General features: G+C 36.4%; 15 protein-coding genes. 4 read left to right on the forward strand and 11 right to left on the reverse strand.

Features of this window, described 5'->3' with window-relative positions:
- Positions 1-150: 150 nt before the first annotated feature.
- The 4 genes from BR43_RS04285 (at position 151) to BR43_RS04300 (ending at position 2,186) form a co-directional block, all read left to right on the forward strand.
- Positions 151-975 (forward strand): ZIP family metal transporter, encoded by an 825-nt coding sequence (locus tag BR43_RS04285; protein WP_034559828.1) that lies wholly within the window; start codon positions 151-153, stop codon positions 973-975.
- A 25-nt stretch (positions 976-1,000) separates the two neighbouring features.
- Entirely contained in the window at positions 1,001-1,441 is a 441-nt protein-coding gene (locus tag BR43_RS04290; RefSeq protein WP_034559830.1) for a YaiI/YqxD family protein, read from the forward strand.
- Between the two features lie 192 nt (positions 1,442-1,633).
- Positions 1,634-1,852, forward strand: a complete 219-nt coding sequence (locus tag BR43_RS04295) for a hypothetical protein (RefSeq protein WP_034559832.1) — start codon at positions 1,634-1,636, stop codon at positions 1,850-1,852.
- A 25-nt stretch (positions 1,853-1,877) separates the two neighbouring features.
- On the forward strand, positions 1,878-2,186 hold the full coding sequence (locus tag BR43_RS04300) for an ssDNA-binding protein (RefSeq protein WP_034559834.1): 309 nt from the start codon (positions 1,878-1,880) through the stop codon (positions 2,184-2,186).
- Between the two features lie 46 nt (positions 2,187-2,232).
- Here the strand turns inward: BR43_RS04300 and BR43_RS04305 are convergent, their stop codons facing one another.
- The 11 genes from BR43_RS04305 to pyrR form a co-directional block, all read right to left on the reverse strand.
- Entirely contained in the window at positions 2,233-3,597 is a 1,365-nt protein-coding gene (locus BR43_RS04305) for a citrate/2-methylcitrate synthase (RefSeq protein ID WP_034559835.1), read from the reverse strand.
- 140 nt (positions 3,598-3,737) lie between these two features.
- The gene (pyrE, locus tag BR43_RS04310) at positions 3,738-4,367 is read right to left on the reverse strand and encodes an orotate phosphoribosyltransferase (RefSeq protein ID WP_034559837.1); all 630 of its coding nucleotides are present in this window, start codon (positions 4,365-4,367) and stop codon (positions 3,738-3,740) included.
- A 1-nt stretch (position 4,368) separates the two neighbouring features.
- Positions 4,369-5,085, reverse strand: coding sequence for an orotidine-5'-phosphate decarboxylase (pyrF, locus tag BR43_RS04315; RefSeq protein ID WP_034559838.1), 717 nt, complete (start codon positions 5,083-5,085; stop codon positions 4,369-4,371).
- A gap of 1 nt (position 5,086) precedes the next feature.
- A complete protein-coding gene (locus BR43_RS04320) occupies positions 5,087-6,004 on the reverse strand; it encodes a dihydroorotate dehydrogenase (RefSeq protein WP_034559839.1) in 918 nt (305 codons plus the stop codon).
- Complete coding sequence (locus tag BR43_RS04325) at positions 6,004-6,786, reverse strand: dihydroorotate dehydrogenase electron transfer subunit (protein ID WP_034559841.1); 783 nt, start codon at positions 6,784-6,786, stop codon at positions 6,004-6,006. Before BR43_RS04325 ends, BR43_RS04320 begins: the two co-directional genes overlap by 1 nt.
- Before the next feature lie 92 nt (positions 6,787-6,878).
- Positions 6,879-10,058, reverse strand: coding sequence for a carbamoyl-phosphate synthase large subunit (gene carB, locus BR43_RS04330; RefSeq protein ID WP_034559842.1), 3,180 nt, complete (start codon positions 10,056-10,058; stop codon positions 6,879-6,881).
- Positions 10,051-11,139, reverse strand: coding sequence for a carbamoyl phosphate synthase small subunit (locus tag BR43_RS04335; RefSeq protein WP_034559843.1), 1,089 nt, complete (start codon positions 11,137-11,139; stop codon positions 10,051-10,053). The genes carB and BR43_RS04335 overlap by 8 nt, the downstream gene beginning before the upstream one ends.
- A 12-nt stretch (positions 11,140-11,151) precedes the next feature.
- On the reverse strand, positions 11,152-12,429 hold the full coding sequence (locus BR43_RS04340) for a dihydroorotase (protein WP_034559844.1): 1,278 nt from the start codon (positions 12,427-12,429) through the stop codon (positions 11,152-11,154).
- Positions 12,430-12,527: 98 nt separating this feature from the next.
- Complete coding sequence (locus BR43_RS04345; RefSeq protein WP_034559847.1) at positions 12,528-13,442, reverse strand: aspartate carbamoyltransferase catalytic subunit; 915 nt, start codon at positions 13,440-13,442, stop codon at positions 12,528-12,530.
- Positions 13,443-13,474: 32 nt separating this feature from the next.
- Positions 13,475-14,791 (reverse strand): uracil permease, encoded by a 1,317-nt coding sequence (gene uraA / locus BR43_RS04350; protein WP_034559849.1) that lies wholly within the window; start codon positions 14,789-14,791, stop codon positions 13,475-13,477.
- A gap of 185 nt (positions 14,792-14,976) precedes the next feature.
- Positions 14,977-15,525 (reverse strand): bifunctional pyr operon transcriptional regulator/uracil phosphoribosyltransferase PyrR, encoded by a 549-nt coding sequence (gene pyrR / locus BR43_RS04355; protein WP_034559850.1) that lies wholly within the window; start codon positions 15,523-15,525, stop codon positions 14,977-14,979.
- Positions 15,526-15,594: the final 69 nt, after the last annotated feature.

Genomic DNA, 15,594 nt, shown 5'->3' on the forward strand with positions numbered 1-15,594 from the left:
TTCTATTTTCATTATCAATGGTACTATAATAAAGTAGGGGTGCCTAAAATTAAACTATTCGTTTCCTAAAAATGGTTGCTACTCCCTCTATTAATTATCAAACTACTATTTAAATCGTTTAAAAATAAGAATGAAGAAAGGGTTACTAAAATGATTACTTTTTTAATGCAGTTTGAACCATGGCAACAAGCTCTAATTGGAACACTTTTTACTTGGGCATTAACAGCACTTGGTTCAGCGCTAGTATTTTTCTTTAAAGATATCAATCGCGATATTTTTAACCTAATGTTAGGATTTGCTTCTGGAGTTATGATTGCCGCTAGTTTTTGGTCTTTACTAGATCCAGCTCTAGAAATGGCGAAATCGCAAGGTTCAATTCCATGGTTAGTCGTAGGCGTTGGTTTTGCATTTGGTGGGCTTTTCTTATATGCTGCTGATAAGATATTGCCTCATATGCACTTTGGTGATAATCATGAAGTAGAAGGCTTGCCTAGTCACTTACGACGGACAATTTTACTGGTTTTCTCGATTACCCTTCATAATATTCCAGAAGGTCTAGCTGTTGGGGTCGCATTTGGTGCAGCAAATCAAGTAACTGGAAGCCCCGAAGCTGGAATTGCTGCCGCTTTAGCCGTAGCGATTGGAATTGGAATTCAAAACTTTCCAGAAGGCGCTGCTGTGTCTATTCCATTACGTCAAGAAGGTTTAAGTCGAACAAAAGCCTTTCTATATGGTCAAGCATCAGGAATTGTGGAACCGATTGCGGGAGTTTTAGGAGCTATTTTAGTTACGTATGTGACATCGATATTGCCTTATGCCTTAGCTTTTGCTGCTGGTGCAATGATTTATGTTGTTGTTGAAGAATTAATTCCAGAAGCACAACAAAAACAAACAGCCAAAGGAGCTCATTATGCAACTTTTGGTGTGATGGTAGGTTTTTTAATTATGATGATTCTCGATGTTGCTTTAGGCTAAATAAAAATAAAGGTGTGTTATACAAATGAATATTTATATTGATGCTGATGCTTGCCCAGTTAAAGATATTATTATTACTGAAGCAGTAAAAAGAGCCATTCCTGTCATTATCGTGACGAGTATTTCTCATTTTTCTACAGTTATTCAACCAGATGGAGTAAAAACTATTTACGTTGATAATGGCGCTGAGGCAGCAGATTATCGGATTATGCAACTAATTCATAAAGAGGATTTATTAGTTACTCAAGATTATGGACTAGCCTCTTTAGCGTTAGCGAAGGGATCTACGGTCTTACATCATACAGGGTTTCAATATTCTCATGAAAATATTGATCAATTATTGCAGTCACGTTATTTAAGTGCAATGGAGCGAAAAAGTGGCAAACGTACTAAAGGTCCAAAAGCCTTTACTGAAAATGATCGCATAAAATTTAGAAATTTGTTAAACCAACAGTTATCCAATTAAATAAGTCAAAGAAAGAGCTTGGGAGAAAACTACAAAATAGTTTTGCTCTTAAGCTTTTTATCTACATGAACGCTATGAAAAAGCAACCTTTTTTTTATTTTTATTTCTTTATAATTTGTTCGCTTTACATTTAGAACATTTGTTCGTATAATGATTTTAGTTGTTACTGAATTGTTAGGAGGAACTTAATCGATGAATAATCCGCAAATGCCACTTATTTTAAAAGATTTAATTGAAAAAAAGAAAAACTTAGATAGCAATATTTATGCCTTTTATTTTGAAGGAGTAAAACAAGGTATTCGTTTATTAGATGATACCCATGAGTTGTATGCTGAATTTTTAAAATCAATTGATGAAGTAGATATTTTACCAGAACTAACATTTCAAGTAGAAGAAAATTTAGTTCGCTAAGCTTTTTAACGAAGGAGGGAAAAAGATGAATTTTATTACATTGACAGGGATGGTTATTTCGGATGTTAAAATTATTAATTTAACCAGTGGTGTCCCACTTTGCCGCTTTACTCTCGAAGCTGATGGTCGCAAGTTCTATTGTTTAGTTTCAGGAATGATGGCTTACGATTTCGTTTATAAAGTCCAACTTGGTGCAATGTTAACGTTTGAGGCTCGAATTAATGATCGAATGCAACTAGTTCTACTTAATTATCATGTAATGACCCCCTCCGTATCTTCTTTAATGAATGACCGACTGCAAACCTCTGGTTATCCTCATAAAAAAATTTCTTAAACACTTAGTCAAAAACTTACTTAATAATGAGTTTTTGACTAAGTTCTTATCGTTGCTCAAGAGTCGTATACGTACTTTCTTCAGAAATACTATCATATGCAGGACGAATAATTTTATTCGTATTAATTAGTTCTTCCAAACGATGTGCGCTCCAGCCAACAATTCGTGCCATTGCAAAAATAGGTGTGAACAATTCTGTTGGCAAATCTAACATACTATAAACGAAGCCACTAAAGAAATCAACATTTGCACTAACTCCTTTATAAATATGTCGTTCTTCGCCAATGACTTTTGGAGCTAAATTCTCAACCATTGTATAAAGTTGAAACTCATCTAAACGGTCCTTTTCTGTAGCTAGCTGCTTGACAAAGCCTTTAAAAATTTCTGCTCTAGGATCAGAGATTGAATAAACGGCATGGCCCATTCCATAAATTAACCCTTTTTGATCAAAAGCTTCTTTATTTAACAATTTTTTGAGGTACCGACGCACTTCTTCTTCATCTTTAATATTTGTAACCTGTTGTTTTAAATCTTCAAACATTTCTACGACTTTAATATTCGCACCACCATGTTTTGGTCCCTTTAATGACCCTAGAGCTGCTGCAATAGTTGAATAGGTATCTGTTCCAGATGAAGTGACAACATGAGTTGTAAAGCTAGAATTGTTCCCTCCTCCATGTTCCATATGAAGAACTAACGCTAAATCTAAAATGGTTGCTTCAGATTGTGTATACTGTTGATCTGGCCGTAACATTCTTAGAAGATTTTCTGCATTGGAAAGTTTATCAGATGGATAGTGAATATAAAGACTACCTTCGCATTCGTAATGGCAATAAGCATGATATGCATAGACAGCTAACATTGGGAAAACACTGATTAACATTAAACTTTGATCTAAAACATTAGGTATGGAGATATCATCTGCAGACTCATCGTAGGATGCTAATGTTAATACACTACGAGCCAATACATTCATAATATCTTTGCTAGATGCAGTTAGAAGAACATCTCGTACAAAATTTGTAGGTAATTTTCTTTTAGAGGCCAGTAGTTTTTGAAAATCAAGCAACTCTGCTTCATTTGGCAAATTTCCGAATAGAAGTAGATAACTCACTTCTTCAAAGCCAAAACGTTTATCAGTTAAGTAACCTTGGGTAACATCATGAATCGTGATTCCACGATATTCCAATAAACCGTCTGTTGAAATGATCTTTCCAGCAGCATTCGTTGTTTGTGCTTGAACTTTAGAAATAGTCGTTAGTCCTGCTAATACCCCCTTACCATTGATATCACGTAAGCCTTGTTTTACATCGAATTTTTGATAAAGTATTGGATCAATATGATTATTTTTTTTACATAAATCTGCCAACTTATTTATTTCAGTTGTCAGTTTCATCGTTTTGTCGTTCATCAAAAACACCCTCCTTTTTAATCAAATTATAATTTAACTCATCATACACTATTTGATTAAAAAGGAAAAGTTTAGACCTTTATTTAGAAGAAAAAACATCAAAAGTAAGCCCAATAGACTTACTTTTGATGTTTTGAAATTTATTTACCCCAGCTAGCTGGATCTTTTTTCCACTCTTGCAACAAGGTCATATCTTCAGCTTTAATTGCACCCATTTCTAAAGCCACCTCAATTAGTGTTGAATAGGTAGTTAAGGTTTTAAATGTTAGCTGATTTGCAGAAAAATTCTCAATTCCTTTAGGCAACTCATAGGTAAAGATTGCAGCTGTTCCAATGACATCAGCACCTTCGTTTTTAGCAGCAACAGCTGCGTCGATAACACTCCCGCCGGTTGAGATTAAATCTTCAATGATAACCATTTTTTGTCCATTTGAAATGCGACCTTCAATTTGATTGCCTTTGCCATGATCTTTTGCTTTGCCACGAATATAAACCATCGGTAAGTCTAAAATTTCAGCAACCCAAGCAGCATGAGGAATACCTGCAGTAGCTGTTCCTGCAATGACTTCTGCATCAGGATAATTAGTTTTAATTAATTCTGCTAATCCACTAGCAATCTCACGACGTACTTTAGGGTAACTCATAGTAATACGATTATCACAATAAATCGGACTTTTAATGCCACTTGCCCATGTAAAAGGTGCGTTAGGACTCAAGCTTACTGCTTCAATTTCTAATAAATCTTTTGCAATTTTTTTTTCAATTGTCATATTAATTTTCGACTCCATTCCATTGATCTTTAATTAAGTGATAGGCTCTAACTGGGTCTTCTGCTAAAGTAATTGGACGTCCGACAACAATATAACTAGAACCACCAGCTCTTGCTCTCGCTGGAGTAGCTACACGCTTTTGATCGCCTTTTTCATCTCCTGCTGGACGAATTCCAGGAGTGACACATAAAAATTCACTTGATGTATTTTCTTTAATCAATTGAGCTTCTAGTGCGGAACAAACGACTCCGTCTAAACCAGCATTTTGTGTTAGTTTAGCATAATGAATCACACTTTGAAGAAGCGGTACTTCGATTAATTGTTCTTTCCGCATAGCTTCTTGTGTTGTAGAAGTTAGTTGTGTAACCGCGATTAAGCTCGGACGTTGACGTCCAGCAGGTGTTCCAGAAATAATGCCACTCATAGCGGATTCCATCATTTGTTTGCCTCCAGCAGCATGAACATTAATCATATCTACATCTAATGCTGCTAAGCCTTTCATTGAACGTTCGACTGTATTAGGAATATCATGAAGTTTTAAGTCTAAGAAAATTTCATGACCTAGGCTTTTCATTAACTTTACAACTTCTGGTCCATTTTGATAGTAAAGTTCCATTCCGACTTTGACAAAAAGTTGCTCCTCTTTAAAGTGAGCCAAAAATTTTTTAATTTCATCACTTGTTGAAAAATCTAAAGCAATAATTGGTTTTGATTGCATGTTATCTTCCTTCCCGCACTTCTTTTATTAGGTTTTCTAGAGTACTAATCCCCAGTTCATCCATTCTATTTGGTAAATCCTTTATAAGTGTAGGACAAATTGTTGGATTTGTAAAGTTCGCTGTGCCAACTGCAACAGCACTTGCTCCAGCCATGAACATCTCTAGAACGTCATCCACTGTATAGACACCACCCATACCAATAATTGGAATCTTTACTGCATGGCTAACTTGATGAATCAAACGAATTGCAACTGGTTTAATTGCTGGTCCCGAAAGTCCACCCGTTTGATTGGCTAAAATTGGACGTCTAGTTTTTAAATCAATTCGCATTCCTAGCAAAGTATTAATCATACTAATTCCATCTGCTCCAGCAGCTTCGACAGCTTTAGCAATCGGGACAATATCTGTTACATTTGGAGAAAGTTTTACATAAATTGGGACACTAGAAACTGCCTTAACAGCTTGAGTTAAATCATAGATGACTTCTGGATCAGTTCCAAAAGTAATTCCACCGTGTTTAACATTGGGACATGAAACATTTAACTCAATGGCATGTACATTTGGAGCTAGGCTAATTCTTTGGCAGACTTCAATATAATCTTCTTTAGTCGAACCAGCTACATTCGCAATAATGGGAACATCATATTTTTCTAATTTAGGTAATTTATCTGACATAATAACATCTAATCCTGGATTTTGAAGACCAATTGCATTTAACATTCCACTAGGTGTTTCGGCAACGCGTGGTGTTGCATTTCCAAAACGTGGTTCCAATGTTGCAGCCTTCACCATCATTGAACCTAATTGATTTAAATCAAAATACTTCGCATACTCTTCACCAAATCCAAAACAACCACTAGCAGGCATTATTGGATTTTTTAATTGAAGACCAGGCAAATTCACAGCTAAACGATTCATTATAAAACCACCTCTCCAACTTTAAAGACTGGACCTTCATCACAGACTTTCATACTAGTTGCTCCAGTGGGATCATCTTTCTTGTGGCAAACACAAGCATAACAAGCTCCCATGCCACAAGCCATACGGGCTTCTAACGAAAAATAGGCATGATCTAACTGTTCATAGCGATTTTCAACAGCCATCAATAATCCACGAGAACCACAAGCATAGACAACATCTGGTACATAATTCTCTGGGAGCGTGTCTAAAGCAAAACCAATATGTCCATGAATGCCATAAGAGCCATTATCGGTTGAATAAATTACATTTCCTAGTTTTTTAAATTCTGTTTCATAAAAGATAACTTCTTTATTAGCAAAACCAAAGACATGTTGCACCTCAACACCTTTAGCAACTAATTGTTTTGAAAGTTCGTACAAAGGTGGAACTCCAATGCCACCGCCAATAACTAAAGCCTTTGCTCCAGCTTGAGCTTTTTCTAATGGAAAACCATTTCCAAGAGGACCCATTACATCTAAAGGATCTCCAGCAGTTAATAGACTCATTGCTGCTGTACCCGCACCTTCTACACGATAAATAATAGTACATTCTTGACGTTCAGAATTAATTTCAGCAATACTAATTGGTCGGCGCAATAATAAATCTTGACGCGGAACTAAAATATGCAAAAACTGATCAGGTGTTCCCATTTCTTTCACTAATTCTCCAGTTAAGCGCATTTCAAAAATTTTTGGAGCTAATTCTTTTTGAGCAACAACGGTCATAATTTCTTGTAACATGATTCCCCTCCTAGAAAATTGATATTAAATTTAAGTAATACAACTAAGTTTAGCTTAACTAAACTAAACTCAGTTGCAGCCCTGCAATTATTTTATAAAGCTGAAGTATCAAATGAACGTGATTCTAAAACTTTTAAAATGGCACTTGTTGTATCAAGTGAAGTAAATAATGGAATTCCGTGTTCAACAGCTTCACGTCGTATTTGGAAGCCATCGCTTTGAACTTCTTTATCTCGTCCCATTGTATTCACAACAGCTTGTACAACTCCTTGGTTGAGTACATCTAAGACATTTAATTCTCCATTTTCAGCGATTTTGTTAATCCGCTTCACAGGCAGACCTTTTTCTTGTAGATATTCAGCTGTTCCAGCTGTAGCTGTTAATTGATAGCCTATCTCATAAAAACGACGGGCTAATTCATACGCTTCAACTTTGTCTTCATTTGCAATGGTGAACAGTACGGTTCCATGATCTGCTAAATGAAGATTGCTTCCTTCAAATGCTTTATAAAGAGCTTTCTCTAAGGTTGTATCAGTTCCCATTACTTCACCAGTTGACTTCATTTCTGGTCCAAGATTTGTATCAACACTCAGTAATTTAGCAAATGAGAAAACGGGTGCTTTTACATGAACCTTAGTTGATTCAGGATATAGTCCATCTTGGTATCCTTGTTCTTTTAACGTTTTTCCTAGAATCACATTTGTTGCAATCTGGGCCATAGGAATACCTGTAACTTTACTTAAAAATGGTGCAGTACGGCTAGCACGAGGATTCACCTCAATAACATAAACTTGATTCTCATGAATAACAAACTGAACATTCATCATTCCAATACAATTTAAGCCTAATGCTAATCGCTTTGTAAAATCTGCAATTGTAGCTTGCAATTCAGCTGATAAGTTTTGTGGTGGATAGACAGCCATTGAATCACCTGAATGGACTCCTGCACGTTCAATATGTTCCATAATTCCAGGAATCAAGACGTCTGTTCCATCACTAATGGCATCTACTTCACATTCTTTTCCTAACAAATAACGATCGACTAGGACAGGATGTTCTGGAGAAGCTTTAACTGCATGACGCATATAATTTTCTAAATCTTTTTGATTCTCTACAATTTCCATTGCTCGCCCACCTAGAACATAACTTGGACGTACTAGTACTGGATAGCCGATTCGGTTCGCGATAACCACCGCTTCTGCTTCACTACGAGCAGTATCTCCAAGAGGTTGTGGTACACCTAATTCTTTTAATGCATGTTCAAACAAATCACGGTTTTCCGCACGATCTAAATCTTCGACAGTGGTTCCTAATATTGGCACACCTAATTTTGTTAAAGGTTCTGCTAAATTAATCGCTGTTTGTCCACCGAATTGAACAATTACGCCTTTTGGTTTTTCTAAATCAATAACATGCATGACGTCTTCTAAGGTTAATGGTTCAAAATAAAGCTTATCAGAAATCGAGAAATCAGTTGAAACTGTTTCAGGATTACTATTCATAATAATTGCTTCATAACCAGCTTTTTGAATGGCTTTTACAGAGTGAACCGTTGCATAATCAAACTCAACTCCTTGACCAATTCGGATAGGTCCTGATCCTAAAACTAAAACAGATTCACGATCCGTAACAATACTTTCATTTTCTTCTTCATAGGTGCTATAGAAGTAAGGCGTTTTTGACTCAAATTCACCAGCACAAGTATCAACCATTTTGTAAACTGGAATGATTCCATTTTTCTTTCGCAATGCAGCAATCGAAAGAGCATCTGTCTCCCAAAGTTTCGCAATTGCTGAATCGGAAAATCCATATTCTTTAGCATTTCTTAGTAAGTCTAAATTGGTTGGTTTTACTTTTAGCTCTTGTTCAATTTCAACAATATGCAGTAATTTATCTAAGAAAAATAAGTCAATCTTGGTTAATTCTGCTAAATCTTCAATTGTATAACCTCGACGGATGCCTTCAACTAGATAAAACAGACGATCATCTTGTACATTGATGATTTTTTCAACTAAGTTTTCATCACTAATGGCCGTTGCTTCTGGAATTTCCACATGTAGTGTACCGATTTCTAAAGAGCGTACAGCTTTTAAAAGAGCTTCTTCAATAGTACGACCGATGGACATGACTTCGCCAGTTGCTTTCATTTGCGTTCCTAATTTACGTTCTCCATTCTCGAATTTATCAAAAGGCCAACGAGGAATTTTTGCTACTACATAGTCTAACGCAGGCTCAAATTGAGCATAAGTGGTTCCTGTTACTGGGTTTTTCATTTCATCTAAAGTTAAACCAACAGCAATTTTAGCGGCTAACTTAGCAATTGGATAGCCCGTTGCTTTACTAGCTAAAGCCGATGACCGACTTACTCGTGGGTTGACTTCGATAATAAAGTAGTTAAAGCTATTCGGATCTAAGGCTAGTTGAACATTACAACCCCCTTCAATTCCTAAAGCACGAATAATTTTTAGTGAAGAATCGCGTAACATTTGGTATTCATAGTCAGATAAAGTCTGGCTAGGCGCAACAACAATTGAATCACCTGTGTGAATGCCAACCGGATCAATATTTTCCATATTACAAACAACCATGGCATTATCTGCGCTATCTCGCATCACTTCATATTCAATTTCCTTATAGCCAGCAATGCTCATTTCGACTAAACATTGATTAGCAGGAGATAATTTTAATCCATTGGTGACAATTTCTTTTAGTTCCTTCAAATTATGGCAAATTCCGCCACCTGTTCCACCTAATGTGAAAGCAGGACGAACAATTAAAGGGAATCCAATTTTTTCAGCAAACGTTAAAGCTTCATCAACAGTATGGACAATCTCTGACTCTGGTACAGGTTCGCCAAGTTCATGCATGAGTTGTCTAAATAAATCTCGGTCTTCTGCTTGATCAATTGCACTTAATTTTGTACCTAGCAATTCAATATTTAGATCATCTAAAATTCCTGAAGCGGCTAATTCCATTGCCATATTCAAACCAGTTTGTCCACCTAGTGTTGGAACAATCGCATCTGGTAATTCTTTTCTTAAAATGCGCGAAACAAATTCCAATGTAATTGGTTCAATGTAGACTTTATCAGCAATTTCCTTATCTGTCATAATTGTTGCTGGATTTGAGTTAACTAACACAACTTCATAACCCTCTTCTTTTAATGCTAAACAAGCTTGTGTTCCTGCATAATCAAATTCGGCCGCTTGACCGATAATAATGGGACCAGAACCAATCACCATAATTTTTTTAATATCTGTTCTTTTAGGCATTGGCGTTGCGCTCCTTTCCAGCATCCATTAATTCCATAAATTGATCAAATAAATGACTTGCATCATGTGGTCCAGGTGCAGCATCCGGATGGAATTGAACACTGAATACGGGATGATAGCGATGTTTAATCCCTTCCACAGTTCCATCGTTTAATTCGATATGCGTTACAATTAACTCTTCTTTATTAACCGTTTTTTCATCAACTGCATAGCCGTGATTTTGTGAAGTGAAATCAATTCGACCAGTAGCAATTTCTTTTACAGGATGATTAAATCCACGATGCCCAAATTTTAATTTAAAGGTATCTGCTCCATTGGCCAATGAAATTAATTGATGTCCTAAACAAATTCCGAAGATTGGGAATTTCCCTTGAATACCACGAATCATTTCTAATGCTTCTGGGACATCTTTTGGATCTCCAGGTCCATTCGTCAGCATTACACCATCAGGATTTAAATCGATAATAGTTTGTGCCGTAGTGTTATATGGAAGGATCGTTAAATTACAATTTCGATTGCTTAATTCTCGTAAAATACTGTGTTTTAAGCCAAAATCGATTACTACAACATTTCGTCCACTTCCTGGACTCGGATAAGGATGGCTGGTTGAAACTTGGGCAACTTGATTCGTTGGCAGAACAGTCGCTCTTAATTGATCAAAAGCATGTTCTAAATTTTCATTTGCTCCTGTAATCATGCCTTTAATCGTTCCTTTATCCCTCAAAATTTTTGTTAATTTACGTGTATCAATACCGGAAATCCCAGGGATATTTTTTCGTTTCAGAAATTCGTCTAAGGTAATCTGACTGCGCCAATTAGAGGCAACTCGAGCATGTTCTTTCACGATAACCCCTTTACATGTAGGTTCAATTGATTCAAAGTCGTCTCGATTAATACCGTAATTCCCTACTAATGGGTAGGTGAAAACAATCATTTGTCCATTATACGATTGATCTGTGATTGTTTCTTGATAACCGGTCATTCCTGTTGAAAAGACAACTTCACCAGTCACTTCAATCGGTGCACCAAATCCTTTTCCTTTAAATACTGTACCATCTTCTAGTAATAATAAACGATCCATCCTATCAACCTCCTATGAATAAACAACTTCTCCATTTACCAGTGTCATCAATGTTGTTCCTGAAACTTTCCAACCAATAAATGGTGTATTACTTGCTAATGATTTAAATTCTTGAGCATCAATTATTTGTTCATCCGTTAGATCGAATAAAGCTAAATCTGCGGGTGCACCAACTTCTAAGTGACCTGCATTTAACTTAAAAGTTTCAGCTGGTTTAGTACTCATCCATTCAATTAATTGTATTAAAGTAAATTTTTCAGTTTTGACAAAATGAGTATACAATAATTGAAAAGCAGTTTCGCTACCAACTATTCCAAATGGAGCATTTACCATACCACCAGATTTTTCTTCGTCTCCATGTGGTGCATGATCAGTTGCAATAAAATCAATTGTGCCATCAAGTAAACCTTCAATTAAAGCGTCACGATCATCGATTCCACGTAATGGTGGGTTCATTTTATAAATAGCTGTGTCACTTGGAATATCTTCTTCAGATAAAAGTAAATGATGAGGGGTAACTTCTGCAGTTACATGAATTCCAGCTTTTTTAGCATCACGAATCACACGAACACTTTCTTTTGTTGAAACATGACAGACATGATAGTGCGCGCCTGTTGCTTCACTTAACAAAACATCTCGTGCGATTTGTGATGCTTCGGTAATACTTAAAATTCCTGGTAAATTTAATTTTTCAGACATTGCGCCTTGATGCATGACTCCACCGAATAATAACGAATCATCTTCTGTATGGGCAACGATAACTGTGTTATTTTTAGCAGCTTCTACCATAGCTAAATACATTGTTCCAGCAGTTTGAACGCCTACACCATCATTAGTGAAGGCAAATGCTCCTGCTTTTAAAAGACCAACTTGATCCACTAATTCATCACTCTTTAATCCTGTTGTAATGGGTGCGTAATGTAACACGTTTACAACAGCATCTTCTTGAATTTTTGCTTGTATCTCAGCAAATTTTTCAACAGTATCTGGAACAGGGTTCGTATTTGGCATTGCACAAATCGTCGTAAATCCACCTCGTGCGGCTGCTTCACTTCCTGTTTTAATGGTTTCTTTATACGTAAATCCAGGTTCTCTCAAATGAACATGAACATCGACTAGTCCTGGAGTTATTAGAGCCCCTTTTGCATCAATTATTTTTTCAACTTGTTCTCCAATTAAGCTTAAGTCTGCTCCAATTGCATCTATTTTGCCTTCTTTAATAAGCAATTCAATTGCTTCAATCTCATTACGATGATTTACCATTGTTGCGTTCTTTATCCAAGTATTCATTCAGTTCCCTCCAAATTTCTTGTTGCTTAAATTTTTATCCAACTGCATAAAATTAGCAAGAATAGCTAGCGTTTAAGGCTATTCTTGCTAGGTTCTTACTAATCTAAAACGGCTTCTAAAATAGCCATTCTTGTATAGACACCATTGGACATTTGTTGAACAATTCTTGAACGAGAACATTCTACTAATGATCCTTGAAGTTCTACATCACGATTTACTGGTGCTGGATGCATAATGATTGCTGCTGGTTTCATATGGGCTTCCCGTTCTTCAGTTAACCCATAGCTAGCTAAATATTTTTCTTTTGAGAAGTTTCCATAATATTCATGACGTTCATGTTGTACTCGTAACATCATCATTACATCGACTTGCCCCACAAGTTCATCTAATGGCAAATAGGTACCATACTGATTATATGAAGGATCAAACCACTCTTCTGGACCTGAGAAGAAAACTTCAGCTCCTAAACGTTTTAACATTTGCATATTAGAATTGGCAACTCGTGAGTGAGTTAAATCGCCGACAATCGCGACTTTTAAGCCTTCAAAATGACCAAACTCTTCATAAATTGTCATTAAATCGAGTAAACATTGGCTAGGATGTTGACCACTTCCATCCCCTCCATTAACAACGGCTAATTCAATTCCTGTACTAGCGATCAGCTCTTCATAGTAAGCTTCATCACCATGACGAATAACTGCAACATCAACACCTAAGGCTGACATGGTTAAGACTGTATCGTATAATGTTTCACCTTTCTTAACACTACTAGTTGATACTTCAAAATCTATAATATCTAGTCCTAATTTTTTCTCAGCCATTTCAAAGCTTTTATGTGTTCTTGTACTATTTTCAAAAAATAGGTTAACCGCATATTTAGGCTCTTTTGGTGAGTAGCATGCGCCATGTTTGAACTCTTGGGCACGTTTGATTAATGTCATTACCTCTTCATTACTTAAGGCTTCTACTGAAACTAGGTGGTCTAAATTTAAATTTTGAATGGTTGCTGTCATTTTGAATTCCTCCTATTTTTTAGTAACGTTCGTTAAATGTGTTTTGCTTTTTCTTGCTCAATCTCACTTTGAGCTTGTTTAGGTAAGATCAGGTTTAAAATAATTCCAACAACAGTTGCTAAACTCATACCAGATAAAGTTAACGATCCGAATTGGAAGTAAGCTCCACCGATACCGATTACGAGAATAACTGAAGCAATAATTAAGTTACGTTTTTTATCAAAGTCAATCTTGTTATCAAGTAAGATTCTTAAACCGCTTGAAGCAATTACTCCGAATAACAAGAAGCTAATTCCCCCAATAACTGGTCCCGGGATACTTAGGATGACGGCACTTACTTTTCCTACAAAGCCGAACAAAATGGCTAATGTTGCGGCTCCGCCAATAACGAAGACACTATGAACTTTTGTTAAGGCCAACACACCAATGTTCTCACCGTAGCTTGTAGCTGGCGGACCACCTAGTAATGAAGCGACAACTGTTGCGGTACCATCAGCAAATATTGTTCTTGAAAGACCGGGCTTTTTAAAGAAGTTACGTTCTGTAATCTTATTTAAAACCATCAGATGCCCGATATGTTCGCTCATTGTTACAAATGCGATAGGCGCCATAGTTGCTAGTCCGATTAATGAAAAGCTTGGACTATAAGAGACAAAGGGAATTTCAAAGTTAGGAATTTGGAACCATGATGCAGCTTCAACACCTGATAAATCAACAATGCCAAAGGCTAGTGATAACAGATACCCACCAAAAATTCCGATTAAGATTGGAATTAAGCTTAAAAATCCTTTCAAATACATATTACAGACAATCGTAATGCCTAATGTGGCTAATGCGATTAAAATATAAGTGACACTATAATTCTCTGGTAAGGCTACTGCTTGCACATACATTGCTTGATTTGCAGCAGTTCCAGCTAAACTTAAACCAATAACCATTACGACTGGTCCAACTACAATGGGTGGTAGAACTTTGTCCAACCAATCAGAACCAATGAATTTAATCACTAAAGCGACAATCCAATAGACTAGTCCTGCATATAATGCTCCTTGAAAGGCAGCGGGATAACCTCCCTCTTTAATGACCATCACCATTGGCGTGATAAAGGCAAAGCTACTACCTAAATAAGCTGGAATTTTTCCTTTTGTAATAGCGATATAAAGTAACGTTCCAACTCCGGATGTAACTAAGGCAATTCCTGGATTTAAACCAACCAAGATGGGTACTAATACTGTTGCTCCAAACATGGTAAACAAATGTTGTAAACTTAAGCCAAACCATTGTAATGGTGCGGGTTTTTCTTGGATATCTAATACTACATTTTCATTTCTAAACTCTGACTTCGACATAAAATAAGTGCTCCCTACTGATTTGTATTTATTCTATAAAAAAGAACCTAGCTGTCTTTGTGAGACCTCTAGGTTCGGCTGTTTCCATGAATAAAGACCAGTTTCAAACGATTCGTTTGTCGCTAGCTTTCAAGAATAACAGTGTGACCTTCTGTGCCTCTCTGGACTCAGTTAAAGTTTCACTTTTATTTAATTTTTTGTATGGAGACTTTGTCAACTCCATCTAACTCTTCAACTTCAACTTTGATTTGTTCATCCAATGATGTAGGGATATTTTTCCCAACAAAATCAGCCCGAATTGGCAATTCACGGTGTCCACGATCAACTAATACTGCCAACGAAATTTTTCTAGGACGTGCAATGTCCATCAAAGCATCTAAAGCTGCCCGAATCGTTCTACCTGTATAAAGAACATCATCGACTAAGATCACTTGTTTGCCTTCAATAGATGTTGGAATATGAGATCCATTGATTTCTGGTTCACGTCCATCACTAGTATGAACATCATCACGATATAAAGAAATATCAAGCTCGCCAACTGGAATTTCAACACCTTCTAATTGTTTTAAACGATCTGCAATTCGAGTAGCAATGTAAATCCCGCGAGTTTTTATGCCCACCAATACTAAATCTTCAATCCCTTTGTTGCGTTCAATAATTTCATAAGTAATTCGGGTCAGTGCACGTTTCATAGCGGCTGCATCAACTACTTCAATTTCATTCTTACTTAACATATAATCCCTCCTTTTTGATTTTTCCAATAAAAAAACCTCTTACCTAGTTTAAGGTAAGAGGGCACAATT

Source organism: Carnobacterium gallinarum DSM 4847 (assembly GCF_000744375.1).
Taxonomy (GTDB): Bacteria; Bacillota; Bacilli; order Lactobacillales; family Carnobacteriaceae; genus Carnobacterium; species Carnobacterium gallinarum.

Bases quoted from the DNA above. Each gene is read 5' to 3' on its own strand.
- BR43_RS04300 (WP_034559834.1), top strand. From the start codon at position 1,878: ATGAATTTTATTACATTGACAGGGATGGTTATTTCGGATGTTAAAATT.
- BR43_RS04340 (WP_034559844.1), bottom strand. From the start codon at position 12,429: ATGAATACTTGGATAAAGAACGCAACAATGGTAAATCATCGTAATGAG.
- BR43_RS04335 (WP_034559843.1), bottom strand. From the start codon at position 11,139: ATGGATCGTTTATTATTACTAGAAGATGGTACAGTATTTAAAGGAAAA.
- carB (WP_034559842.1), bottom strand. From the start codon at position 10,058: ATGCCTAAAAGAACAGATATTAAAAAAATTATGGTGATTGGTTCTGGT.
- BR43_RS04290 (WP_034559830.1), top strand. From the start codon at position 1,001: ATGAATATTTATATTGATGCTGATGCTTGCCCAGTTAAAGATATTATT.
- pyrE (WP_034559837.1), bottom strand. From the start codon at position 4,367: ATGACAATTGAAAAAAAAATTGCAAAAGATTTATTAGAAATTGAAGCA.
- pyrR (WP_034559850.1), bottom strand. From the start codon at position 15,525: ATGTTAAGTAAGAATGAAATTGAAGTAGTTGATGCAGCCGCTATGAAA.
- BR43_RS04305 (WP_034559835.1), bottom strand. From the start codon at position 3,597: ATGAACGACAAAACGATGAAACTGACAACTGAAATAAATAAGTTGGCA.
- BR43_RS04345 (WP_034559847.1), bottom strand. From the start codon at position 13,442: ATGACAGCAACCATTCAAAATTTAAATTTAGACCACCTAGTTTCAGTA.
- uraA (WP_034559849.1), bottom strand. From the start codon at position 14,791: ATGTCGAAGTCAGAGTTTAGAAATGAAAATGTAGTATTAGATATCCAA.
- BR43_RS04295 (WP_034559832.1), top strand. From the start codon at position 1,634: ATGAATAATCCGCAAATGCCACTTATTTTAAAAGATTTAATTGAAAAA.
- BR43_RS04320 (WP_034559839.1), bottom strand. From the start codon at position 6,004: ATGAATCGTTTAGCTGTGAATTTGCCTGGTCTTCAATTAAAAAATCCA.
- pyrF (WP_034559838.1), bottom strand. From the start codon at position 5,085: ATGCAATCAAAACCAATTATTGCTTTAGATTTTTCAACAAGTGATGAA.
- BR43_RS04285 (WP_034559828.1), top strand. From the start codon at position 151: ATGATTACTTTTTTAATGCAGTTTGAACCATGGCAACAAGCTCTAATT.
- BR43_RS04325 (WP_034559841.1), bottom strand. From the start codon at position 6,786: ATGTTACAAGAAATTATGACCGTTGTTGCTCAAAAAGAATTAGCTCCA.